Genomic DNA, 24636 nt, shown 5'->3' with positions numbered 1-24636 from the left:
TCTCAAAGAAAGGAATTTTTGTTAATGAGCAAATTATGTAAAGCAGAAAAGGAACTCTGCAAAATTATAAATAGTGAAGTATGGATTGAACTCAAGAAAAATTTCTGGATGTTATACTTCATACAAAAGATTAAGAAAATGACTATTTACAAAGTTTTACACGAAAATACTGTATATGTATTTGCTACCAAATATCAAAAGGGAACTGAAGAAATATTTATTTTAAACGATGAGTTAAAAAGCAAATGCATTGAAAAACATAGAAGATATATTAGTTGGACGGGGGACTATAAAACTTTATTTCAAGAGTCTTTTAGATTTTTGCTAGTAGATTACGATTTTAGTTTCAATTATACTGAATTTAAAAATGCGGTTGATGAGAATAACAAATTCTTTTATTATGGACCGGTTTATTGCGCAAGTTTCTACAATGATTACAGTTGTATCAATTTTATATTATTAGTTCAAAGAGGAGATTGGGATGTTTACATCACAGACAAATATTCTACAGTTCAGTCTGAAATTCGTGGTGGGCGATATTTTTCAGATGGATTTCTAGCTTTAAAATCTTTTAGCAAATATGACATCAAGGATATTTCATCAAATAGAAATTATATATCACTTATTGGTCAATGCATATACAAAGAAATTAATATTTACAATGAAGTATATGGTATCACATTGAAGAATTAGGTTATTATCATCTGACAAGTTAGAGCGAAAAGAATATTGTGTTAACAATTAAAACGATTTGGTTATAGCGGTGCTTAAATTAGTTTTAACCACTGTAGCATATACATTGTAATGGAGGATTTCACATGAAGAGGATTAGATATTTCTTAGATAAAAAATCTTTTGGCAATACAGTATCTATATACGACAATACTGACTGGTATTTCATAGTAATAAAAGATCGTGGATCATATCATTATTCTGCAATGTCAAAAGATAAGAAGCACTATTATAATATAGACACCCAGATTAGAAATCTAGGATATGATGTTATTGATAGTGAAGAAATTGATCAAAAAATAGAAGTTAATTTAAATAGTATTTATCAGACTGATGTACCTGATTACATTCACTTATTAATGCAGACTGGAAGCATTTATGGTGAAAAAATTAATAAACGTTATAAACCAAAACAAAAAAAGTTTGAAGAACAAGCTGAAGAGTATTTCAAAATCAATCAATCAATGTTTTCTGAAATATTAAAGGATGCAATATATGGCTCTATTGAATCTGCCTTATTGAATCGTTTGCCTGTATTCATGAAACATAGATTTTATCGAAATTTTAAAAAGGGTATCGAAATACATTACGAAGGAGAATATAAAAACACTTGGTTTCAGTGTATATTTAGTGAAGAAGGATTAATGTTATTGTTTGATGGTTTCGTTCCAGAAAATAAATATAGTCCTGATGGATATTTGGAGTATAGGAATTTCTCGAGTAAAGTCGATTTATATGAATTTATAATCGAAGCATTTAATTACTATCATAACAGGGTAATAAAACAGGATTTTGACTCAATCGAGCTTTTTAAAGAATATCACAATAAGCAAAATGGATCCAAGTGAATTGGATGTATAGGTTAAATTAAACAGTCATTATTAACAAATCCCCTTGTTAAGCCGTTTTTATAGGGGTGCTAAAAATGAGTTAAGGGTGCTAAAATTTATGATGGGGTGCTAATTTGTATTAAAATAGGTAGCATCACACATCAAATAGATACAGTTTTAGCACACATCAGAGTATAAAATAATACCCTCATGAGGCTGTTTTAATTACAAGAACCTTTTTGCACAATAGTGAATAAAAATAAAAGCTCATAATTTTGAGCTTTTTTTATCATTGTAAGTAGAGCTATATTAGTGCAGTGGCTGATGTTACACTAGTCATTGCTCGTATTTTTTTGTCATCAATCGAATATATTTTCAAGTAAGCAAGCCTAATTTTTCATATAGAATAGTTTTAAGACACAAAACTCATAATTGTATTATTGTGTATAAGTGTTATAATTTAATTAAATATCAAAGTTCATAAATTTTTGATGATTTCATTACAAAAATTTTTGGATTAGTCTATTTTATAGCAGTTTTAGCTTGACATTAATGACGACTCTGAGTCATTAGAAATAAGTGGTGTGAATTATTATGGATCAGGAGATAGTATATGAGAAAATTAATGAGTTTGTTGTTACTTTTAATTTCAGTCTTTTTATTTTTTGGATGTAAGTCAACGGACGAGGTAGACTTCAGTATTGAAATCGATGAGACGATTTTCGTAAACGAGAGTAAACAAATTAATATCGTAGATTCAAAAAGTGATGAGATATATCTCTACGAATCAAGTGATGATACGATTGTTAGTGTTAGTACAAACGGCCTAATCACTGGTGTTAGCGTGGGAGAAGCAATTATTACAGTTAAAGCCTCAACCGGCAAAAAAATAGAGGTAATAATTCAAGTAACACCAGTTGTTTTTGTCGATAAAATCCAATTAGAGTTGAAATCGGATGGGGTCATATACGCTGGGGTTACCTATTCATATGAGGTGCATTACGATCCAGCCGATAGCATGAATAAGCAAGTGCAGTTTCAAAAGTCTGATCCGAACGTACTAATTGATGAAAAAGAAAAAACAATCACCTTCATCAGGGCAGGCAAATCAAACATCTTTCTTTATTTAGAAGACGATTGGAACATTCAAACCAAGTTAGAAGTCGATGTTTTATATAAAGAAGATTCCGATGTTTATGATTTATTGTTTGTTGGCAATAGCTTAACAAAATACACGTATGATATACCCGATATGGTTAAAAACATGATGATATTAGATGGTAGCATTGTTTATATTAGCTATAGCACGAGTTATCAATACTTAGACCAACACGAGGATATTGTAGAAAAACGATTAACTGAGTTCAATTATACTCATGTAATTTTACAAGAAAAAAGTGACGGATTGCTCACGGACTATAATCGTTTCTATAATTCTGTTAAAAAATACAATAACCTAATTCACACCAATGGCGCAAAAATGGTATTGTATCAAACATGGGCGTATAATTACAATGAGATAGAAGAAAGAGTTGCTATGCAAGAAGTGATTTCAAATGGTTACTTGGACGTTTCTGAGGCGTTTGATTCAATGATTTCAAGGGTAGGTGATGTGTTCATGTATGTCTTTTTGAACCATAAAGAAATCAATCTTTATAATGACTTGAATCATCCGAGTTTGTATGGGGCTTACCTATCTGCCTTAGTACATTATAAAACCATTACTGGAAATCAGGCAGTAGAATCAAAGTACACACCTGAAGGTATATCGATTGAAACTGCAGAATTATTAAAACAAATCGTCGATGTAGTGATTGATTAAATGCTTATTGAAAATCTAGCAGCATGATTAGTTTTGTAGACGATTCTTTTAGCTTATAAATTGAATGGATTGATGGTTTCATTTAGAACGAATGATCATCTTTAAATATATTTATAATAGGTGTAATAAGGGAGTGATTCAGATGGTTTTGGCATCATTTGTGTTTTTAATCTTAACCTATGTTTTAATGATTTTTGTTAATGGTCTTGCAAATCAAATGCCTTTAAATGGCATAACAACGGGTGATGTTTCTTATAAATACCCCAATTTATTTCAACCAGCTGGCGTGACGTTTGCCATATGGGGTTTGATTTATCTTGGACTATTTGTTTTCATCCTTTATCAAGGTGCTCAGTTAAAGCAGTTGGATGAGATAACAAGCAAACGACTGTTTATTAACATTAATTTGCTATTCTCGTTAATTGCTATTTTAAATATGTGTTGGCTGTTTTTATGGCACTATGACCGAATCGCATTATCAACGATTGTTATGGTTGGTCTTTTAATAACTTTGATTGTGACGTTTAAAATAATTGATAAAGACGTGTTGTTTATACGTTCAGTCGTTTCGCTGTATTTGGGATGGATTAGTGTGGCACTAATTGCTAATTTTACGATATTATTGGTTAAAATTGGCACACCTAATTTAGGAAACATCGCGGTTAGTTTAACGATTATAATGATTTTTATCGGAGGACTAATCACACTTTTATGGACCTATAAAGAAAAAGAATACGTGTTTTCCTTTGTTATTTTATGGGCATATTTGGGTATTCTACTAAGGCATTTTAGAAAAGAAAATCTAGATCAAACTTACCCGATGATTCAATTATCTGTTTTGATTATGATGATATCAATCATTTCTTTTGATTTATTTGTCGTCTTTAAAAAATAGGAATAAAGAGGGTGTTATTTTTGAGAAAACTAATCTTATATATAAGCATGAGTTTGGATGGTTATCTTGCAGATGCTAATTATGGGGTGTCGTTTTTAGAAGGCGATGGTAGTACGCCTAACGATACAGGGACTTATCCAGCGTTTATAGAGAAAATCGATACCATTATCATGGGGTATCGCACGTATCATCAAGTTCAAACTGAACTATCACCAAACGTTTGGCCATACGAGAAACAACTCACGTATGTTTTAACTCATAAAAACCTCACTGACGGTACAAATGTTAAATTCATTAATACGCCTTCAATTGATTTTTTCAATCAGTTAAAGACACAAAAGGGTAAAGACGTTTTTTTATGTGGTGGGGCAGAAATCGTAAAATATTGCTACGACCTCGGTGTCATTGATGAATTTCGAATTGCAATTATTCCGGTTATTTTAGGTAATGGAATTAAACTTTTTTTACCCACAGAAGGTCAAACTAAATTATCACTTAAACAAGTAATTACATATAATGGTATCACAGAAATAATTTATCTTAAGAAAGAGGTATAAGAAATGAAAACAACTACGAAGTTAAAATTATGGGGTGTGACACTGGCGGTACTTGGTGTAACACTCATTGTCTTATCGACAACAATATATAGTGACTCGTTTGGTCCGTTTAGTAATCAACCAAACGAACGGTTATTGATCCCTGGTGTGCTTTGTGTGTTTTTTTCTTTTCCAATCTTGGTTATGGGTTTTTCACCACAACTTACCCGCCTTTCTGCAAAAGTACAAACAGAAACCGTAGAACATGCAAAAGACGATTTGAATGAATCGGTCTCAAAAACGACGGATGTGATGATAAAAGCAGTCACGCCATCAATTAAAACGGCAATAAATGAATTAGGGACAACCAACCAACTTTCATTAGAAGAACAATTAAAAGAAGCCAAGCGCTTGTTCGATCAAGCCCTTATTACAAACGAAGAATACCAAGCATTAAGAAATAAAATATTAGGTATTTAGTTGTAGTGTAAAAAATTTAGTGATCTGAATTAGAGGTGATTTAATTGAAAAATCCTAGTCATAGAAATTACGTATTCAAGCATTTTGAGTATGACCGCTTTGGAAGAAGTCTGCTTTACGTCATGTCTTTGATTTTATTCGTTTTATCTGTTGTGATTTTTTATCAGATGATTGAAAAGAAATATTATCAAGTTGAAGTTATTTTGATTTTGATTGGGCTATGTATGTTATTAATATTGTTTGTGCATTTGATCACGTACCGAGTCTATGTGGATCAAAAAACAATGAAGTTTAAAAGTTTTTTCATCAATCAAACGTATTCGTTACTACTATTTCAGAGTTCAATTAAATACACAAGAACCTTAAGAGGTGCAAGAATCACCTTGTTCTTAAAAGAGGGGGTTGACCGTAGAAAACGGATCAACGTTCTTTTTGCGTCACAAGCGTTCTGTGATTACTTGATCCAAAAAGGGTTTAAGATAAAGAAGTAGTTATTGACTAGAGTAAGGTCGATTGAGTCAAACTTCTTTGCTGGTTTAAGATTGAAAAATGAAATATTTGCCCATAGATTAGGCTTAGAACTAAATCAAACAATGGAGACACATGAGTAAGCTAACGCATCAAAATAGACAAAGAAAGATAAGTAATCAGGTGACTAAGTGAAAAAAACATGGACAAAAAATGAGGCGAGAAATGTATTAGTTCGCTACCATATGATTAATACCTCGGACTTGCTTGAGGGTGAAAGAGGCATACTTGATGTTATAAAACGCCTACAATCAATTCAATACGACCCTCTAAATGTGGTCGGTATAAACACCTGTCTTGTCATGCAAAGTAGGGTGAATGACTACAAAAAAGATGATTTAAAGAAGCTACTTTATGAAAAGCGAGCGTTAATTGATGGGTTTGATAAAATGATGTCGATTTATTTAACTAAAGATTTTCCTTTACTAGAAGAGGTCAGGAAGCACACGGCAGCGATGCATTATAATACCCTAGTATACAGAAATCAGACAGAAGCCCTTGATTACATTAATGAGGTTAAAAACAGCTTAAAAGAAAAACCGAAATATGCCAGTGAAATCGAATTAGGTGGTAGATCAAAAAGTGGATGGGGACAAACAAAGACATCAAGTGCAACACTAGATTATTTATTTTTTAGAGGCGATATCGGCGTTAGAAACAAGAAAAATACATTAAAACAATATGACTTAATTGAGAACTTAATCGACAACTCTGACCAAAAATCACCATTTAAAACCAGGGCTGAATTTATTAAATATTATTTATTAAGACGTATTAAATCACTTGGTATTTGCAGAGATAAAAATGGTGTTCACTTAAGCGGTCCTTATATCAGTGATAAACACATTAGAAGCGAGTATTTAATCCAATTAGTGTCAGATGGATTGATTGAAGAAATTGAAATTGAAGGACTGAGTGATCGTTTTTATGTGCCTAAAGAGGCAACACAGTTAACCAATCAAATCGTCGATAAAATCGCATTTATCGCACCTCTAGACAATCTAATTTGGGATAGGGATTTTATTGAAATGCTCTTTGACTTTAAATACCGCTGGGAAGTCTATACACCTAAGAACAAACGCCTATACGGGTATTATGTCCTGCCTGTTCTTTATAAAGACCAGTTTATTGGTCGAATTGAGTTTGCCAAGCACCGCTTAAATGACGAATTAAAAATATTAAATTACGTTCAAGAAACACAATCCATAAGTGTCGAAGATGACGTGTTTATTGAGGCAATCAAGCGATTTAAATATTACCTTAAACAGTAATACTCGTATTATTTAAATATCATAAGTTAGATATAATGAATCGACTATAAGTGTTAAATCAGCGCTCTAAACAGAGGTAATCGCAATTCTTAAGACATTGAATGTCTCAAAAGGATTTGTTATAATGGTATCAAAATATTCAAATAAAGGAGAAAATAATAAAAAAATGGATGACCCTAGCAGTCAAAACTTAGTAGTTTCATTAATTATGATTGTGATTTTGACAGTTATTAATGCGTTTTTAGCAGGTGCAGAAATGGCATTTGTTTCACTTAATCCAAATAAAATCAAAAGTCTAGCCGAAGATGGAAATAAAAAAGCCATTAAGGTACTAGAATTATTAGATAATTCGGATGCATTTTTATCCGCAATTCAAGTAGGGATTACATTTGCAGGTTTCTTTAACTCTGCAGCTGCCTCACAAGCGTTCGTTTACCGTTTATCGCCATATCTAAATGCCATTCCCGGTGGCGATGTGGTTGCGACAATCATCGTGACTTTGATTTTATCCTACGTCACCTTGGTCCTTGGTGAGTTATACCCAAAACAGCTGGCACTTCAAATACCAGAAAGATACGCATTAATGTCAGCCTCAAGTATCACGTTACTGAAAAATATTTTCAAACCGTTTATTTGGTTATTAACCGTTTCGACCGGGTTAGTAAAACGAATCACACCCATCAAATTTGAACAAAAAGAAGAAAAGATTACAAGAGCAGAAATGAAGGCTTTAATCAAAAATAGCCGAAACGATGGTGTGATTGACGCCGATGAATTTAACATGATGCGTGGTGTGTTATCCCTTGATTCAAAAGCAGTTACCGAGATAATGGTTCCAAGAGTAGATGCGTTTATGATCGATATTAATGAACCAATCAAAGAAGCACTTGATAAGATCATCGATCAATCCTATTCGAGAATTCCGCTTTATGAAAATGAAAAAGACAACCTACGCGGGGTTGTTACAATAAAAGACGTGCTATTAAATTTAGATAAATTAAAAAAAGGTGAAATCACCTTAATGGATCTAAAAAGAGACCCACTTTTTATCTTAGAATCAACCAGGGTTGATGATTTGTTACTGCAATTCAAAGAGTCAAAACAACTGTTAGCCATTATTATTGATGAATTTGGTGGTGTTGCTGGTCTTGTGACACTCGAAGATTTAATTGAAGAAATCGTTGGTGAAATCGATGATGAATACGATGAAACGACCAAGCATTACCATACGATTGACTCAAATACAGTGGTTGTTAAAGGTTTAATGAGTTTAGAGACGTTTAATCATCTATTTGAGACATCACTTGATTCCGAGGATTATGATACCTTAGCAGGCTACTTCATCGAGCAATTAGGCTACATACCTAGAAAAGAAGATAAAGCAGTTATCGACACCCACACACACCTGTTAACTGTGGAATCACTTAGAGGCAATCGGATCCAAAGTATTCGAGTAAAAAAGAAATACAACTAATCGTACTGAAATAGTTTTATGCACAATAAGACTATTTTATTTTCTAGAGAATGGAACAAAAAGTCACATGGTTATCAAATGAGCGAATCAAACTTAACGTCGTTTCTTTTAGCGAAAAAAGAGGAATCCAAAAAGTGGGTGGATGCCTGAAAGTTTGTCATCATGCTTCCTAGTGAAGAAGTCATAGGTCGGTGTGATTTAAGAATCGGACATAAAAGAAAAACCTTCATATGTGGTAACATTAGCTATGAAATTGACAAAGTATACCAGGAAAATCATTTTTCATATGATGCTCGTTTATTGATGTTTAGTCTAGCAAAATAAAATCGAATTACTTGTGAAAAATCGAACAAAGCCTTACAAAAAATACTTGAACGCGTAGGCGGTAACTACCTAGGGCTTAAGGCTGTTGAGCCGTTTAGTGAGATGTATGAAGCTGGTATAAAGAAGTACATATTTATCGATACGAATTAGCTTAGTTAACATAAAAATAGACGAAATCCCTTGTCAAACATGAAACTTTGGTATACAATAAAAAAGAACGTTTTATTATAAACGTGTTTCAAAGTGGGGGTATAGCTCAGCTGGGAGAGCGCTTGAATGGCATTCAAGAGGTCAGGGGTTCGAGCCCCCTTATCTCCACCAAAAGTTACGGAAGAATACCCAAGTCCGGCTGAAGGGTCTGGCCTCGAAAACCAGTAGGACGTTAATCGCGTCGCAGGGGTTCAAATCCCCTTTCTTCCGCCATATAACAAGCATAGGTTCGATACATAAGCGAATTACCATTCGCCCTAAGTATCTGACCTTTTTTTATGAAGAAAGGGGATTTTCTCCCAATTTTCATATCTTAGATATTCACGCATAAGTCAATAATCTCACATTTTCTACACATATATGAAAATCCTACTTAACGCAATACACGATTACCTAACAAGTTACACAATAGCGCAACATTTTACACGATTACTGAAAACATAATCATTTCTCAGCACAGTATGTTTAAATATTTTTGATTCTATAAGAAAAACTTGTAACATAAATGTTATAATATTAAAAACAAATGAAAGTATATAAGAAGTTATTTTTAGTTTTTATAGTTGTGATATTGTGACGGAAATAAAAAAAATAGGGGGCACGTGGTAATAATGAAAAGTAGTATATTAAATAAGAATAGTATTATTATGATTGCAACGAGTTTCATATTTTTACTGTATATGTTTTTTGTCTTAGTTATATTAAAGGATATAGATTTTGTCTATTTATTTTCTTATGTATTTTCGGTGGATTGGTTCATTTACCCAGTCATAGCCTTATATATTATTATAATGGGTATTATTCTTTTGACCTATAATATAAAGCCAATCATAAAATTTGTTACAGGTTTAATCACTGGTGTTGTTGGTATTGGTCTTGCACTATTGCTATTTTTTGGGATTGTTTTTGGTTTCGCAAGCAAAGCATATAAAGTAGAAGGAACTAATATTATTTTAGTTAGAACTCAAAGTGCGATGGACTATTATTATGATGTCTACGAAATTAAATTAGATGTATTTGTTGAGCCAATTGCTGAATTGAACTCAATGTTTTATCCATCGATAATTGATCAAATAGAAACTGAGTTCCACGGAAATGAACTTATAGTTAAAGTATCTAATCATGACCTTACATATGAAATACATCTTTATTTTGATATCATAGATGACATATATATATTGGTTGATGAGATTCAAGTTCCAAAACAATAAATATGGAAATATAGCACGATATCAGTCAATAATATTGACAATAAATGGGTTCTAAAATTCAGTTAAAGGTGCTAAAAAAAACATGAGGTGCTAATTTGTATCAAAAAAGGTAGCATCACACAAAATAACTAAAAAGATTAATGTCTTAAATTATTAAAGTTTTATATTTAATAATTTAAGACATTTTTTTATTAAAACAGGAGAAATCATTTTATGATATCTCCTGTATATATTCAATATTTACTTTTTAATTTTAGGCTTAATTGTTCTAAGTAATCTTAACCCACTTAATATTACTACTATTGTACTTCCTTCATGAAATACTACAGCAATTGGCATATCCATTTTACCAATAAAGTTCATAGTTAGTAAAAACACTACGATAGTCATAGCAAAAATAATGTTTGTAATGACTACTCTTCTTAACTTGGTTGCTACTTTATGAGTATAATTAAGTTTTTCTAAATCACTTTGCATTAATACAGCATCTGCTGCATCAATTGCAATATCAGTTCCACTTCCCATTGCAACTCCAATGTCTGCTTGAGCTAGTGCTGGTGCATCATTTACACCATCACCAACCATTGCTACTGCGCCGTAAGTAGCTTTTAAATCAGCAATGATATTTGACTTATCTTCTGGTAATACATTACCTATTACTTGAGTTATGCCAAGTTGTCTACCTATTGCTTCTCCTGTTTTTATTGCATCTCCCGTAATCATTACAGTATGGATTCCTTGTTCGTTGAAATATTTAATTGCGTTAATTGATGTTTCTTTTGGAATGTCTTGAATAGCAATCAATCCAACTATTAAATCGTTCTCACTGAAATATACAACTGTTTTACCTTCATCTTCAAACTTCTCAGTTACTTCAAATATTTCTTTTGATACATTTTTATATGAACTAGGTTTACCTATTTTATATTTATTGCTTCCATAACTTGTAATTAATCCGGTACCAATGATATTTTCTGCATCTAACTCAACTTCTTTCACCTCTGTAAATCTGTTAATAATGGCATCTGCAAGAGGATGATTTGAGTGTTTTTCCATTGCAACTATAATAGCAAGGTAATCATTCTTTTTATCTTCTGATAATGTGTCGATAAAGTAATTATCAGTTACTACGGGTTTACCTTCAGTAAGTGTTCCTGTTTTGTCAAATGCTATTGCTTTAACATCTGCAAAGTTTGAAAGGTATGAACCACCTTTAAATAATATTCCATTTTTAGCTAAGTTTGAAATGGCTGATAGTGTTGCTGGAATATCTGTTGCTGCAAGTGCACAAGGTGATGCTCCAATTAGTAATACCATAGTACGATAAAAACTTTGATAATGATCCCAGCCAAATCCAAATCTTCCTAACACATAAAATAATGGTGCAATTATTAACACTATAGTTACATAGATTGGTTCAATTCTTTTAATCAATACTGCTGTTTTTGAAACGTTTGTTTGAGTTTCACTAACAAGTTGTAATATCTTAGCAAAAACAGTGTCTTTACTATCTTTAGTAACTTTCATTGTAAATGTACCATTACCGTTAATTGTACTTCCAAAGACAATATCACCTACTGTTTTTTCTTTTGGAATACTTTCACCAGTAATACTTGATTCATCAATATTTGAAATTCCCGTTAAGATAATTCCATCAGTTGCTACTTGATCACCATTTAACACTTGTAATATATCACCTATAACTAAATCGGCTACATCAACAATTGTGATACTGCCATCTGCATTAATTCTTCTACCTTGAGTTGGGTTTAAGTCAAGTAAGTTTTTAATTTCTTTTTGACTTTTAGCTTCGGCATATTCTTCTAAAATATGTGCTCCTGCAAATATTAGTATTAACAGTGCTCCCTCAAAGTATTCTGCAATAATAATTGCACCTACAGCAGCAAGTGCCATAAGGACGTGAATATTGGGTTTAAATCTTTTATGTTTAATACTCGATTTGATTGTATCAGCAAAACCTTCATATATTACATGGTATCCTGAAATTACAGTTGCTATTAAGTAAAACAAGTTTTTAATAACTACTTCAAAATTACCTACTGTAAATGCAATACTTTTGGGCAAAAATATTGCCACTATAAATAATAATAATCCTGTAAAATATAAGATTAATTCTACTAATTCCCCGTGATTATGATTATGATTATGATTGTGTTTTTTCTCTTTATTCATGATTACACTCCTCTTCCCTTACGTGGTCAATCGCTTGATTGAATATGTCATATACGTGATTATCTGAAAGTGAATAAAATATGTTTTTACCTACTCTTTCATCCTTAACTAAATTAACATCTTTTAATACTCTAAGTTGATGACTTATCGCACTTTGACTCATATTTAGTTTGTCTTTAATTTCTGAAACAGAAAGTCTAGAATCTTTAAGTGTATATAAGATATCAATTCTTGTGGGATCAGCAATTACTTTAAATAAATTACTGACTTTCTGTTTTTCTATTTCGTTTAATAATTTGATTTGCATACATGAACACTCCTTCATATGATTGTTTACTCATGTATTATACTCTAAAAAATTATAGTTGTCAATAGTTTTAAACAATTTTAATTTTTTAAGATTTCTTCTAAGTTTTCTCTATCTAATAAGATAATAATTCTTTGTCCCTTAAGTTCGATATCCTCTTGATCTTTGAATATTTTTAAGGTTCTACTTAAAGCCTCACTACTCATACCAAGCTCATTTGCCCACTCTCTTTTAGAGATTGGTAAAACAATTTGTTTTAATTTGAAATCTAAAATTGCTTTTGCAACTCGCTTTTCAACTGTAAGTAAATCTACCCCAACAGAAATCACACAAGCACACTATGAATTATTACATTCTGATACAGTCATATACAATCAAAGTATTATGGAATACGTACCATTACGAGATGGATATACATTTAGTGGTTGGTACAGTGATATCAATTTAAAAACACCATATATATTTGGGTCTATGCCCGCAGAAGATATTACACTTCATGGTAAATGGGTATCAAATGATTGAAAAAAATATTTTATTGGCTCAACACCCCACAATAAGTAGATAGTTGAAGAACCTATTTTGATACAAAGAAATCACTACTTTCAAACAAATCCAGAATAAAAGGGCGAAATTAAGCCATATTTTAGGGGTGCGTAAAAACAGGTTAGGGGTGCGTAGATTTTGATAAGGGTGCGTAAAAACAGGCTTGGGGTGCGCAATTGTATTAAAATAGTTCTACAAACCCATATTAGCACGGCAGTGTTGATACATAAGCGAATGAGTTATTCGCCTTAGTATCGACTTTAATGAATAGGAAAATAGGGAGATAATCCCTTTTTTCTTTATTATGATACCAATGATTTAAAAGCTTAGGTTTGAGAGTTTAAACTTCCTATCAAAAATGTAAATATAAAAACACAAAAGGTCAATAAAAATACGAAAGCATAACAAAAACACGATTGATTAAACTAAACTTGAATAACTATATTATGCCGATAACGGCATAATGTTGACTCAGTAAATAAACTATGATATACTAATATTGTGCCGATAACGGCATAATAGGAAGGTGAAATAATGGAATACAAAAATATATCTTATTTTGCTACTAAATGGAATATTAAAGAAAGAAGAATTAGAATACTTTGCACAGAAGGTAGAATTCATGGTGTGAAAAAAGTTGGTAAAACTTGGTTAATTCCAGAAGATGCACAAAAGCCTATTGATAAAAGATATCGACAAGTTAATGACTTGTTTTTTGATTCAATAGATTTTAATATTATTGATGAAAAAAAGGATATAATTGATTCCCATCGACCATTCTCTCAAAACATGACTAGACAATTAAGAGATAAATTAATAATTGAATGGACTTATAATTCTAATGCTATTGAAGGTAATACACTTACCTTATCAGAAACAAAAGTAGTCTTAGAAAATGGCATAACAATTAAAGGGAAACCATTAAAAGATCATTTAGAGATTATTAATCATAAAGAAGCAATTGAATACATTGAAGATCTAGTCAGTAAAAACGTTAAACTTTCAGAATATGATATTAAATCTGTTCATTATTTAATTTTGAAAGAAATTGATTCTACTAATGCTGGTAAATATAGACATGAAAATGTGTTTATCAGTGGTGCTAAGCATGTGCCACCAATATACATGAATGTTCCATATGAAATGCAGAAAATGATTGAAAAATATCAAAGTTGGAAAGATTTACACCCTGTAGTAAGGGCTTGTTTCTTACATGGAGAGTTTGTAAAAATTCACCCATTTATTGATGGTAATGGTAGAACAGCAAGACTTTTATTAAATTTTGAACTCATTCAAAGTGGCTATCCACCAGTTGTAATTAAAACAGAAAACAGAGCAGATTATTATGATGCACTTGATAAAGCGCACACAACAAATGATTATACCGATTTCATTAGAATGATTGTTGATTTGGTAAATGAATCAGAAGATTCTTACCTTTATTTGATAGGGTAAAATCAAGAGGATAAATGGGGGATTGAAATGAAAAATTTCGATTTAAATGATACACTAAAACTTTCATTTTCAGTAAGAAGGAATATAATATTACTTAAAGAAAAGAAGATTCCTTTTCTAATAGTCAGAGATACTGTGACTAAAATGAAATATATTAAGTTTAAAACAAAATTTTTTGATTCTAATGAAATATTAGTTGTAAAAATCCCTTATAATTTGATTGCTAAGTTGTTTGGATTCAAGGATATTAACTTAATCACTTTAGAAGAAGATAAGTTCAATTACTATTCTGATAATAGTTTTGATAGAATTCAGCAAATAATTCAAAGAAAGTATGGTAATCCAGCGTATTGTGATGGTACAGATCAGCATTTGATCTTTAATATTGGAGAGTTAAGATTAATACATTCAATTTATGAGTTTAGAATGGGAGTCTATCGTCATCAAGTGCAAATATCTAAAGATAAAAATAGGTTCTTTAAACCAACCAACTATAATGTTTTTGTAGAAATGAAATTATTTGTGTTGGAGTATTTACCTAAAAATATGAAATTGACTTTCTTTTATTTTGATAATAGAAACTTGTCATTTATTTTTGAAAATGAAACTGAAGGATTTCAATGTAGACAGAATAATAAATCACTTGAATTAATACCATTTGAAATAATTAAAACAAAAGAACAAGAAGGAAGAACTTTGATATCACACAAACCTATTTCAAAAAATAGCATTAAGCTAGAAGCTAGTTCTTTTGAGGATAGTAAAGTGGTTATTAAAGAATATTTTTCAAGAATCAATATCATATAGGTGTCAATAGCGTTTTGAAAATGTATCAAAATAGTCGCCCTAATACATCTAACTAGAATAGGTCTGTTACATAAGCGATTTACTAATCGCCTCAAGTATCAGGTCTTTTTTGTTGAAATGGATACATGTTTCCTATCCGCAATTCTTGTCTTCCATCGATTGAGCCAAAATTATAGATATCATGAATACCATTACGATAGACAATACTTTTAATGTGCTATAATTTACTTGTAGGAGCGTGAATACTAATGGTAAACGATGAAAAATATATGATTATGACGGTAGAAAGTTATCCTTTTGGTTGGGAAGTAAAGTACTTCTATTTACCAGTAGGACCAAGGTTAACCATAGGTGACGTAATTAAATCAATAAATGGAAAAAGTTATCGAATTTTAGACGGTAAAACACAATTAAACTTTGAAGATATTGATTTAACCAAATATTCGTTATTCGAGTAATTTTGTGTTTAGATGCATAGGAATTTTCAATGATTTTCATTTTGCCACAGTATGTTGATTATTTAGTTGAAGATGATGATGATGAATAAAGCTAGGTCAACACAGTTCAAATTGAAGAGTCATTATCAACACTTCTCTTTTTTAGTCATTTATATAGGGATGGTATTATATTTGCAAAGGTGCTAATTTGTATTAGAATAGATAGCATCACACCTTTTTTAGGCAGTGCTACAAAAATAACCTAATAAACTAAAAGAATCCTCCGCAATCATGCGGAGGATTCTTTCTTTTATAAAAATACATAAGGTCAATAAAAACACGAAAGCCTAACAAAAACACAATGGATCAAATTCTTGAATAACTATATTGTAGCCTATCCATTAGTTTTATTTTTATAGAAAAGACTTTACAAACGATGCAATTGGGTGTATTATAAAAGTGTAAACAAAAGTTTGAAATAAAACAAATGTAGGTTGGTGAACTATGAAGTTAAATGAGAATGAAAAAAAAGTACTATCAATCTTGAAAGAAGATCCTTACGTGAGTCAACAGTTCATTGCGGATCAATTAGACCTATCGAGACCTGCGGTTGCAAACCTCATTTCAGGTCTACAAGAAAAAGGTTACATCCTAGGTAAGCCTTATGTCCTTAAAACAGAGGACTACATCACTTGTATCGGTGGATGTAATATGGACTATACGTTTAGATTAGAAGAAGGTATGGTCTTAGGGACATCAAACCCGGTCAATTCTCTAACATCACATGGTGGTGTGATTCGAAATGTCGCTGATAATCTATCAAGACTAAACCATAAAGTCTCTTTAATGACTGTTGTTGGTGATGATAGAGCGGGTGAAGAACTTATTCATGCATCAAAAAAATTAATGGAAGTATTCGCGATTGATAAAATCAAACACGAAAATACAGGCGGTTATTATTCAGTCATCGGATTAGATGGAAATATGAACGTTGGTTTTGCCGATATGTCAATTAATCATCACATGAACAGGAACTGGGTCTTAGAGCATAAGAGACATCTAAACACAAGTTCATGGCTGGTTGCTGATATGAATGTGTCAAAAGATGGGTTAGAAGCACTTGTTGAATATGCAAAAAATGAAAACAAAAGATTAGCAATCATTGGTGTTTCAGGACCTAAGATGAAGAACTTACCAGATGATCTAGAAGGTATTGAAATAATAATATGCAATCTAGATGAATCACAAAGCTACTTTAAAACAGAAGAAACAGATCCTAAAGTCATCGTTGACTTATGGATAAAGAAAGGTTTGAAACAAGCGGTTGTGACCTATGGTAAAAAAGGTTCTTACTACTTTGATGGTAAGTCAATCAAGCATCAAGAAGCATTTATTGTCACTGATGACAAAATCGTTGATGTCACAGGCGCAGGCGATTCATTTAGTAGTGCTGTGATTCATGGATTAGTTTCAAATGAATCATTGGAACAAAGCATTAAATACGGGGCAGCAAGTTCTAGCCTAACCATTCAAAGTAAATTTTCAGTTAATCCAAAACTATCAATTAATCTAATTAAAAAGGAGATCAAAAAACATGAAAGCATTTAATCAATTTCTAGAAATTACACCTGAAGTACAAGAAGCACTTAAAAACAACAAACCGGTGGTTGCGCTTGAATCAACCATTATCTCTCACGGTATGCCATACCCTGATAATGTCGTTATGGCTAAAAAAGTAGAACAAATTATTAGAGAAGAAGGTGCGATTCCTGCAACAATTGCAATCATGGATGGTAAGATCAAAATTGGGTTATCGGACCAAGACTTAGAAACTTTAGCTAAATCTAAGCACGCAATCAAAGTGTCAAGACGCGATTTAGCATCCGTCATCGCATTAAAACAATTAGGGGCAACAACCGTAGCATCGACAATGATTTGCGCAGAAATGGCAGGTATCAAATTCTTTGTCACAGGTGGTATCGGTGGGGTTCATAAAGGCTATGAACAAACACTAGATGTATCAGCTGACCTTGAAGAATTAGGACAAACCGATGTCACTGTCATCTGTGCGGGTGCTAAAGCGATTCTTGACTTACCAAGAACGATGGAATACCTAGAAACTAAAGGTGTTTCAGTTGTCGGTTATCAAACGGAAGTACTTCCTGCTTTCTATACTCGAACATCCGATATTAAACTACACTTACATGTTGAAAACGTTCAAGACTTAGCTAAGATTGTTCATGCTAAGGATCAATTAAAATTAAAAGGTGGCTTACTTGTTGCTAACCCAATTCCTGAAAAAGACTCACTTGATGGCGACTACATGAATGACATCATCAATCGAGCTGTTAAAGATTCTGTCAAAGATCAAATCGAAGGTAAAGATGTTACACCATACCTACTCAAGAAAATTGTAGAAGAAACTCAAGGTAAGAGCTTAGAAGCTAACTTGGCACTTGTGTATAACAACGCAAAAGTTGGTGCGTTACTTGCTAAAGCTTATATGGCACTTCAAAAATAATTAAATCAAAAAAGACAATTTGAGTCCATCTAGGGTATCTAACTTGTCTTTTTTTTTGATAAAAAGCTATAAAGTATGTAATACATAATATGGATACAAATTAAGAATATCTGACTCTAAAAAAGCAAAAATATTCAGTAACTAGTTGCGCGTTTTGTAGAAATCAATAAGCGACTAAAAACAAGGACACGTTAATAGTATTTCAGATTGTTTTGCGATTAATTCAATAAATCTTTATTGATAAGTGCTATAATATAACTTGTAAACTGAAGGATTTAATTTGAAATTGATTGAATTCGTTGCGTTTGAAGGAGTATCCATGAACAATAATCAAAAAGTCCTAATAGGACAGGGGAAAGTATCTAAAGTATATTTAATCGAAGGTGCTGCATATAAGTGTTTTCCAACAGCTTATCCCCTAAGTTGGATTAAGTATGAAGTGAAGATACAAAATGAAATCGTTTCAAAAACTAAACTACCAATATTGAGTTATGATTATGTGAATAATTCGAGTGAGATAAAAATGCCTTACATCAAAGGTATTGATCTAACTTACCGAGTTCGAGTAGAAAAGTATAAAAAAGGACTAGAAGATTTGATAGGATTACAAAAACAAGTCTATGAATATCAAAATCTTGATTTATTACAAGCACATGATGTGTTTTTTGAAACCTTAAATAAATCAAATCTAGACGAATCGATAAAAAAAATAGGGATTGATGCACTTAATGAAGTTGATATAAAGAATAATCTTTGTCATTTTGATTTACATTTTTCGAATATAATGTATGATCGCTACAATTATTTTATTATTGATTGGGCAAATGCGAAACTAGGAAACCCTATCTTAGATATCGCAAGAACGTATGTGATTTTAAGACAGTATGCATTTAGATTATCAGATAAGTACTTAAAAATGATTTCAAAAGAGTTGGATATCGAACTAATTGCATTTGCCCAGGCAATCAAAGCAATGGCAGTTTTAAGATTGATCGAAATGAGTGACGATGAACCTAAACAAAGGATTCTAGATTTAATCTATAATACTTGATAAAATAGGTTTCGCTTGTTTATTTACAGTGAGATTAATTAATTCGGTATAAACTAAAGTGAAACCGATTGATAATCTATATAAAAAAGGATGATGTAAGATGACGTATTATGGCTCTTGCTTATGTGGTGTCAATAGCGTTTTGAAAATGTATTAAAAAAGCGATTTGAAAATTTTGTATAAAGGCGGTTATAAAGGTGGCGATAAAGAATGGTTTTATTTAAGTTAGTTTTCGTTTTTATCATGGGTTCAATTGGCGGTTGGCTTCTTGAGTTGTTTTTTAGACGATATTTTTCTTTGAAAAAATGGATCAACCCAGGGTTCCTCGTTGGACCGTATTTACCACTATACGGTAGTGGGCTTACAATTATGTATCTATTAACAACAAAACTAAATCAAAGTAATTTCTTTGTAAATGACACATTGGGAAATCTAGCTACGATTACAATATTAACCTTGGTAATGACTTTGATTGAATACCTAACAGGCCTAATCTTCATTAAAGGTATGAGAATTAGACTTTGGGATTATTCAAATCAGTGGAAAAACATACAAGGGATTATTTGCCCACTATTCACATTTTTTTGGTTTTGTTCTTTGCTCGATTTATTTTTTGATGCTTCATGAAATACTATATCAACTGGTTAATTCAATCCGTTTTGAAGGCTTTGTCATATTTTTTATTGGTTTTTTCATCGGTGTTTTCACTATCGACAACTTCTATACATTTAATATGGCTAGTAGAATAAGACGGTTAGCTTATGAATTAAAAGACCTTGTTGTCTATGAAAACTTAAAAAAGAGTATCAATAATGAATTGAATCAACTCAAAAAGAAAAGCAGATTTCTCTTTTTCTTTTCAACGCCACTTGAACTTTCAGAACATATTAGACGTTACTTCAGTCAAAAGCTAATCGAAGCGAAACATATTAAAGAAAAGTTAGAAGAAAAAATTAAGAATAAATAATTTGAAAAAAAAGTCGCATTTATGCGGCTTCTTTTTCAAAATAAGGTAAAACAAACTTTGATACTAAATACATAATTCCCATCAGCGGGATTGATATCACGATTAAAAATAAGACAATCTCAAACATGCCTAAATGAGTAAATTTATTTAGAATATAGGTCGTTATATAAAAACGTGAACCTCTTGAGATGATGGTCGCTGCTACGTAGTTTTTAATGTTCATTTTTGCAATCGATGCCGTAAATAAGACTAAGAAAAATGGCAGTGGGGTCATTGCAAAAATGAATATTGCCCAAAAACCATACTTGTCGAATAATTTTTTAGAACGTTCTCTAAGATCTTCTTTAACGTATTTGTTGTAAAGACCATCTCGATGTGCTAGGAAAAAATAGACAATTAATGCACCTAAAACATTTGCTAATAGCGCAATCGAAGCCACTTTCCACCAAGGTTTACCTGCAGACATTAAGCCGATAAAAAAAACTTCGGCACCTGCAAGCGGTGTAATGGTTTCTATGGTAGAATAGACAAAAAGACCGAGTTCTCCAAATTTTTCCCAAAAGCTAATAAATTTATCCATAAATGATGGGGATAAATCGGACAAAATTGGTAGATATCTTTGATATAATGATAATAATATTTGCATGTTAATCCCCTTTACAACATTATCATTATAACACGACTTTTTAATTCGTAAAGCAAAATTGACCATAATACATACATATGTAAAAAATAAGACAAAGTGTTTTAAATATTACAGAACAAACGATGAAAAACAGTTAATACAAATTGAAGTGATTATGTTATAATCCAATATAGGATGTGAAACTATGATTATATTAGTAGGCGCAAGCGCCAGTGGGAAAACAGAAATTTCAAAAGTTCTTTTTAACAAATACCATTACAAAAAATGTATTACAACGACTACCCGTGAAAAACGGATTAATGAAAAAGATGGAATCGATTACCATTTTACCTCAAGTGATCAGTTCATTACATTAATTGAAAAAGAAGAGCTCGTTGAATACACGGTTTACCAAAATAATTACTACGGATTTCAAAAGAAAGATATTATGGAAAATGGTGTGGTCATATTAGATCCAAATGGTGTAAATAACGTTGTTAAACAGTTTAGGGAAATTATATATGTGGTTTTGGTAGAAGCGTCTAAAGAACACAGATTTACTCGCATGATACAACGAAAAGATGATTTTGAGCAAATTCATAAAAGGATATCGACTGATGATCAAATCTTTGACAAAGAACACTTGCTTAAAATCGATTTAATTATTACAAATAATCAGGAAGCACTTGATGATTTAGCCTCTCAAATTCATGAAAATTATCAATTGTTTTTATCAAAAATAAACGGAAAACTCTAAAACTAGAGTTTTCTTTTTACTATGAGGACAAATTCATGATATTTGTCTAAACTATAATTTAGGAGTAATATAATCATTGGAGGAAAATCATATGACTAAAAAAATTGTTATTATTGGTGGCGTTGCTGGTGGTGCTTCTACTGCAGCACGTCTAAGACGTCTTGATGAATTTGCAGAAATCATTCTATTTGAACGAGGGCAATACATTTCATTTGCGAATTGTGGATTACCATATCATATCTCAGGTGTCATTGGTAGTAGAGATTCACTGATTGTTCAAAGTGCAAAAGAGATGCATGATAAGTTTAATATCGATGTTCGCATTCAAAGTGAAGTATCTAGAATTAATCGAGACAAAAAAACAGTATCTGTTACAAACTTAGTTACTAACGAAGTATACGAAGAGTCTTATGATTTGATTGTCATATCAACGGGATCACAACCCATTAAACCAAGAATTGAAGGGATTAATGAGGCTAAAAACTTATTTACGTTAAGAACTATTCCTGATATGGATCAAATTATAAGCTACATTAAAGAAGAAAAACCAAAAACAGCCTCTGTGATTGGTGGTGGATTCATTGGCATTGAAATGATGGAAAATCTGCATCACTTAGGTTTAAAAGTTTCGCTTATCGAAATGGCCTCACAAGTGATGGGCATGTTTGACTATGAAATGAGTCAAATCATCCATCAAAACATTGCTGACCAAGGTGTTGAACTCATTTTAAATGATGGAGTCAAATCTTTCAGAAATGAAGGGAAAGAAATTGAACTTACAAGTGGTAAAGTAGTCGAAAGTGACCTAATCATTTTCGCTATTGGCGTTAGACCGGATAATATCCTAGCCAAAGAATCTGGCCTTGAATTAAACGATAGAGGTTCTATCAAAGTTGATGAGTATTTAAAGACTTCCGATGACTCGATTTACGCGATTGGTGATGTCATAGAAGTACCTAATATGGTATCAAATAAACAAATGATGGCTGCCCTTGCCGGTCCTGCGAACAAACAAGGCCGTATTGTGGCTAATCACATCTGTGGGATTGACGAAAAATATTTAGGGACGCTGGCAACCTCAGCTGCGAAAATCTTTGATCAAACCGTGGCTTCTACAGGATTGTCTGAAAAACAAGTCATTCAATTAGGACTTAAATACGATGCAATTCATATTCACCCAACGAATCATGCCAGTTATTATCCAGGCGCAACCACGGTTACTCTAAAGGTTATTTATAACCCAATTACAGAAGAAATCTATGGTGCACAAGCCATTGGTAGCGAAGGGGTTGACAAACGAATCGATGTATTGGCAACCGCTATTTTTGCGAAAGTAAAAGTCACAGAACTCAAAAACATTGATTTGGTTTATGCACCACCATTTTCATCGGCTAAAGACCCAGTAAATATGGCAGGTTATGTTGCTGAAAACAAAATCAAAGGGTTGGTTGAAACCTACACGTTGACTGAAATGAAAGACCTACTTTCTGGTGGCCATTTTGTGTTAGACATTAGAGAAAAACCAGAACTACTCGTTCAACAGCTGCCAGGTGCTATTAATATTCCTTTAACAGAACTTAGAAGTCGATTAAATGAACTACCAAAAGATCAAATCATTCATGTCTATTGTCAAGTAGGAACAAGAGGGTACAGTGCCTCAAGAATCCTAACTCAACATGGATTTAAAGTGAAAAACTTGGATGGTGGACTTAAATCTTATTCTTGTGTGTACGATCAAAATGGTAGTGAAATATGTTTCTTTCCTGTTAACGACCTTGGCGATACATTGTTAGAGAATAAAACCGTAGAATTAAAATCATCAGAGAAACCAAAAACAAATCAAATGACCGTAGAACTCGATGCTTGCGGTCTACAATGTCCAGGGCCTATTGTACAAGTTTATAAAAAAATGCAAGAAATGAATGAAGGTGATGTGTTACAGGTAAAAGCATCAGACCCTGGTTTCTATAAAGACATTCAGGCGTGGGCAAGCAAAACAGGTAATACCTTAACAAATATTCAAAAAGAGAACAAAACCATTATCGCTACCCTTCAAAAAGGTAGCACAAAAAAAGAAGACGTTGTTGAAATCAAAAACGACTTAAAGAACTCAACCATTGTTGTTTTCTCACAAGATTTAGATAAAGCAATTGCAGCATTTATTATTGCACAAGGGGCACAATCCATGGGTAAACAGGTCAATCTATTCTTTACTTTCTGGGGACTCAATATTTTAAGAAAACCGAAGAAGATTCGAGTTAAGAAGACATTTATTGAAAAAATGTTTGGTAAAATGATGCCAAGAGGCGTTAAAAAACTACCGATATCTAACATGAATATGTTTGGGATGGGACCAAAAATGATTAAATCAATCATGAAGAAAAAGAACGTTGATTCACTTCAAACCATGATTGAAAGTGCAATGGCTCTAGGGGTTAAAATAACCGCTTGTGCGATGAGTATGGACATTATGGGCATTAAAAAAGAAGAACTGATTGATGGTGTTGAAATTGCAGGTGTTGCAACCTATTTAGGCGATACAGCTCAAGCGAACCATAATTTATTTATCTAATAAATAATCAAATGAAGCCAGATAGTTAATAAAAAACTATTTGGTTTTTTTTTCATGCTGTCACAACTTTGTCATAAAGATGTAGTAA

At 32.0% G+C, this 24636-nt stretch carries 25 protein-coding genes and 2 tRNA genes; 23 read left to right on the top strand and 4 right to left on the bottom strand.

The genetic code is table 11. The features are described 5' to 3' along the window. The first annotated feature begins 24 nt into the window (after nucleotides 1-24). From BN853_RS05545 to BN853_RS05490, 12 genes are all read left to right on the top strand, one after another. Nucleotides 25-693 carry a hypothetical protein gene (locus tag BN853_RS05545; protein ID WP_030004974.1) on the top strand — a complete coding sequence of 223 codons (669 nt, stop codon included), beginning with the start codon at nucleotides 25-27 and terminating at the stop codon, nucleotides 691-693. 125 nt (nucleotides 694-818) lie between these two features. Beyond that, a complete protein-coding gene (locus tag BN853_RS05540; RefSeq protein ID WP_030004973.1) occupies nucleotides 819-1580 on the top strand; it encodes a hypothetical protein in 762 nt (253 codons plus the stop codon). 595 nt (nucleotides 1581-2175) lie between these two features. Continuing rightward, the gene (locus tag BN853_RS05535; RefSeq protein ID WP_030004972.1) at nucleotides 2176-3384 is read left to right on the top strand and encodes an Ig-like domain-containing protein; all 1209 of its coding nucleotides are present in this window, start codon (nucleotides 2176-2178) and stop codon (nucleotides 3382-3384) included. Between the two features lie 142 nt (nucleotides 3385-3526). Next, complete coding sequence (locus BN853_RS05530; protein ID WP_052591290.1) at nucleotides 3527-4279, top strand: tryptophan-rich sensory protein; 753 nt, start codon at nucleotides 3527-3529, stop codon at nucleotides 4277-4279. A gap of 20 nt (nucleotides 4280-4299) precedes the next feature. Then, on the top strand, nucleotides 4300-4836 hold the full coding sequence (locus BN853_RS05525; RefSeq protein WP_030004970.1) for a dihydrofolate reductase family protein: 537 nt from the start codon (nucleotides 4300-4302) through the stop codon (nucleotides 4834-4836). A 3-nt stretch (nucleotides 4837-4839) separates the two neighbouring features. After that, a complete protein-coding gene (locus BN853_RS05520; protein WP_030004969.1) occupies nucleotides 4840-5295 on the top strand; it encodes an SHOCT domain-containing protein in 456 nt (151 codons plus the stop codon). Between the two features lie 44 nt (nucleotides 5296-5339). Continuing rightward, nucleotides 5340-5786, top strand: a complete 447-nt coding sequence (locus BN853_RS05515) for a hypothetical protein (protein WP_030004968.1) — start codon at nucleotides 5340-5342, stop codon at nucleotides 5784-5786. 168 nt (nucleotides 5787-5954) lie between these two features. Next, complete coding sequence (locus tag BN853_RS05510) at nucleotides 5955-7094, top strand: DNA glycosylase AlkZ-like family protein (protein WP_030004967.1); 1140 nt, start codon at nucleotides 5955-5957, stop codon at nucleotides 7092-7094. A gap of 166 nt (nucleotides 7095-7260) precedes the next feature. Continuing rightward, on the top strand, nucleotides 7261-8568 hold the full coding sequence (locus BN853_RS05505) for a hemolysin family protein (protein ID WP_052591475.1): 1308 nt from the start codon (nucleotides 7261-7263) through the stop codon (nucleotides 8566-8568). A 569-nt stretch (nucleotides 8569-9137) separates the two neighbouring features. Next, nucleotides 9138-9213: transfer RNA gene (locus BN853_RS05500), tRNA-Ala, on the top strand. Nucleotides 9214-9221: 8 nt separating this feature from the next. After that, nucleotides 9222-9315, top strand: a tRNA-Ser gene (locus BN853_RS05495). Nucleotides 9316-9749: 434 nt separating this feature from the next. Further along, on the top strand, nucleotides 9750-10313 hold the full coding sequence (locus tag BN853_RS05490) for a hypothetical protein (RefSeq protein ID WP_157869941.1): 564 nt from the start codon (nucleotides 9750-9752) through the stop codon (nucleotides 10311-10313). Between the two features lie 240 nt (nucleotides 10314-10553). On the opposite strand, the gene BN853_RS05485 is transcribed toward BN853_RS05490, so the two are convergent. From BN853_RS05485 to BN853_RS05475, 3 genes are all read right to left on the bottom strand, one after another. After that, nucleotides 10554-12506: a heavy metal translocating P-type ATPase gene (locus tag BN853_RS05485; protein WP_030004962.1), complete on the bottom strand. Its 1953-nt coding sequence runs from the start codon at nucleotides 12504-12506 to the stop codon at nucleotides 10554-10556. After that, nucleotides 12499-12813 carry an ArsR/SmtB family transcription factor gene (locus BN853_RS05480; RefSeq protein ID WP_052591286.1) on the bottom strand — a complete coding sequence of 105 codons (315 nt, stop codon included), beginning with the start codon at nucleotides 12811-12813 and terminating at the stop codon, nucleotides 12499-12501. Before BN853_RS05480 ends, BN853_RS05485 begins: the two co-directional genes overlap by 8 nt. An 80-nt stretch (nucleotides 12814-12893) precedes the next feature. Continuing rightward, complete coding sequence (locus BN853_RS05475; protein ID WP_030004960.1) at nucleotides 12894-13142, bottom strand: helix-turn-helix domain-containing protein; 249 nt, start codon at nucleotides 13140-13142, stop codon at nucleotides 12894-12896. On the opposite strand from BN853_RS05475, the gene BN853_RS09195 reads away from it, so the two are divergent. The 9 genes from BN853_RS09195 to BN853_RS05435 all read left to right on the top strand — a co-directional run bounded on the left by BN853_RS09195 (nucleotide 13075) and on the right by BN853_RS05435 (nucleotide 20594). Further along, the gene (locus BN853_RS09195) at nucleotides 13075-13335 is read left to right on the top strand and encodes an InlB B-repeat-containing protein (protein ID WP_427909978.1); all 261 of its coding nucleotides are present in this window, start codon (nucleotides 13075-13077) and stop codon (nucleotides 13333-13335) included. The genes BN853_RS05475 and BN853_RS09195 overlap by 68 nt on opposite strands. A 744-nt stretch (nucleotides 13336-14079) precedes the next feature. Further along, complete coding sequence (locus tag BN853_RS05470) at nucleotides 14080-14811, top strand: Fic family protein (RefSeq protein ID WP_052591472.1); 732 nt, start codon at nucleotides 14080-14082, stop codon at nucleotides 14809-14811. Nucleotides 14812-14838: 27 nt separating this feature from the next. After that, the gene (locus BN853_RS05465; protein ID WP_030004958.1) at nucleotides 14839-15618 is read left to right on the top strand and encodes a hypothetical protein; all 780 of its coding nucleotides are present in this window, start codon (nucleotides 14839-14841) and stop codon (nucleotides 15616-15618) included. 248 nt (nucleotides 15619-15866) lie between these two features. After that, a complete protein-coding gene (locus BN853_RS05460) occupies nucleotides 15867-16076 on the top strand; it encodes a hypothetical protein (protein WP_030004957.1) in 210 nt (69 codons plus the stop codon). Between the two features lie 483 nt (nucleotides 16077-16559). Next, nucleotides 16560-17663, top strand: coding sequence for a carbohydrate kinase (locus BN853_RS05455; RefSeq protein WP_030004956.1), 1104 nt, complete (start codon nucleotides 16560-16562; stop codon nucleotides 17661-17663). Continuing rightward, nucleotides 17650-18576 carry a pseudouridine-5'-phosphate glycosidase gene (locus tag BN853_RS05450; protein ID WP_030004955.1) on the top strand — a complete coding sequence of 309 codons (927 nt, stop codon included), beginning with the start codon at nucleotides 17650-17652 and terminating at the stop codon, nucleotides 18574-18576. The genes BN853_RS05455 and BN853_RS05450 overlap by 14 nt, the downstream gene beginning before the upstream one ends. Before the next feature lie 319 nt (nucleotides 18577-18895). Beyond that, entirely contained in the window at nucleotides 18896-19627 is a 732-nt protein-coding gene (locus BN853_RS05445; protein ID WP_030004954.1) for a phosphotransferase, read from the top strand. 210 nt (nucleotides 19628-19837) lie between these two features. Beyond that, nucleotides 19838-20254, top strand: coding sequence for a putative ABC transporter permease (locus BN853_RS05440; RefSeq protein ID WP_030004953.1), 417 nt, complete (start codon nucleotides 19838-19840; stop codon nucleotides 20252-20254). Then, entirely contained in the window at nucleotides 20244-20594 is a 351-nt protein-coding gene (locus BN853_RS05435) for a hypothetical protein (protein WP_030004952.1), read from the top strand. The genes BN853_RS05440 and BN853_RS05435 overlap by 11 nt, the downstream gene beginning before the upstream one ends. A 19-nt stretch (nucleotides 20595-20613) precedes the next feature. On the opposite strand, the gene BN853_RS05430 is transcribed toward BN853_RS05435, so the two are convergent. Beyond that, a complete protein-coding gene (locus BN853_RS05430) occupies nucleotides 20614-21240 on the bottom strand; it encodes a YqaA family protein (RefSeq protein WP_052591284.1) in 627 nt (208 codons plus the stop codon). Nucleotides 21241-21424: 184 nt separating this feature from the next. On the opposite strand from BN853_RS05430, the gene BN853_RS05425 reads away from it, so the two are divergent. Beyond that, entirely contained in the window at nucleotides 21425-21976 is a 552-nt protein-coding gene (locus tag BN853_RS05425) for a guanylate kinase (RefSeq protein ID WP_030004950.1), read from the top strand. Nucleotides 21977-22067: 91 nt separating this feature from the next. Next, nucleotides 22068-24548, top strand: a complete 2481-nt coding sequence (locus tag BN853_RS05420) for an FAD-dependent oxidoreductase (RefSeq protein ID WP_030004949.1) — start codon at nucleotides 22068-22070, stop codon at nucleotides 24546-24548. The last annotated feature ends 88 nt before the right edge of the window (nucleotides 24549-24636 follow it).

This window comes from Paracholeplasma brassicae (genome assembly GCF_000967915.1).
Lineage (GTDB): Bacteria > Bacillota_I > Bacilli_A > Acholeplasmatales > UBA5453 > Paracholeplasma > Paracholeplasma brassicae.
This window is presented reverse-complemented; position numbering and strand designations above follow the sequence as displayed.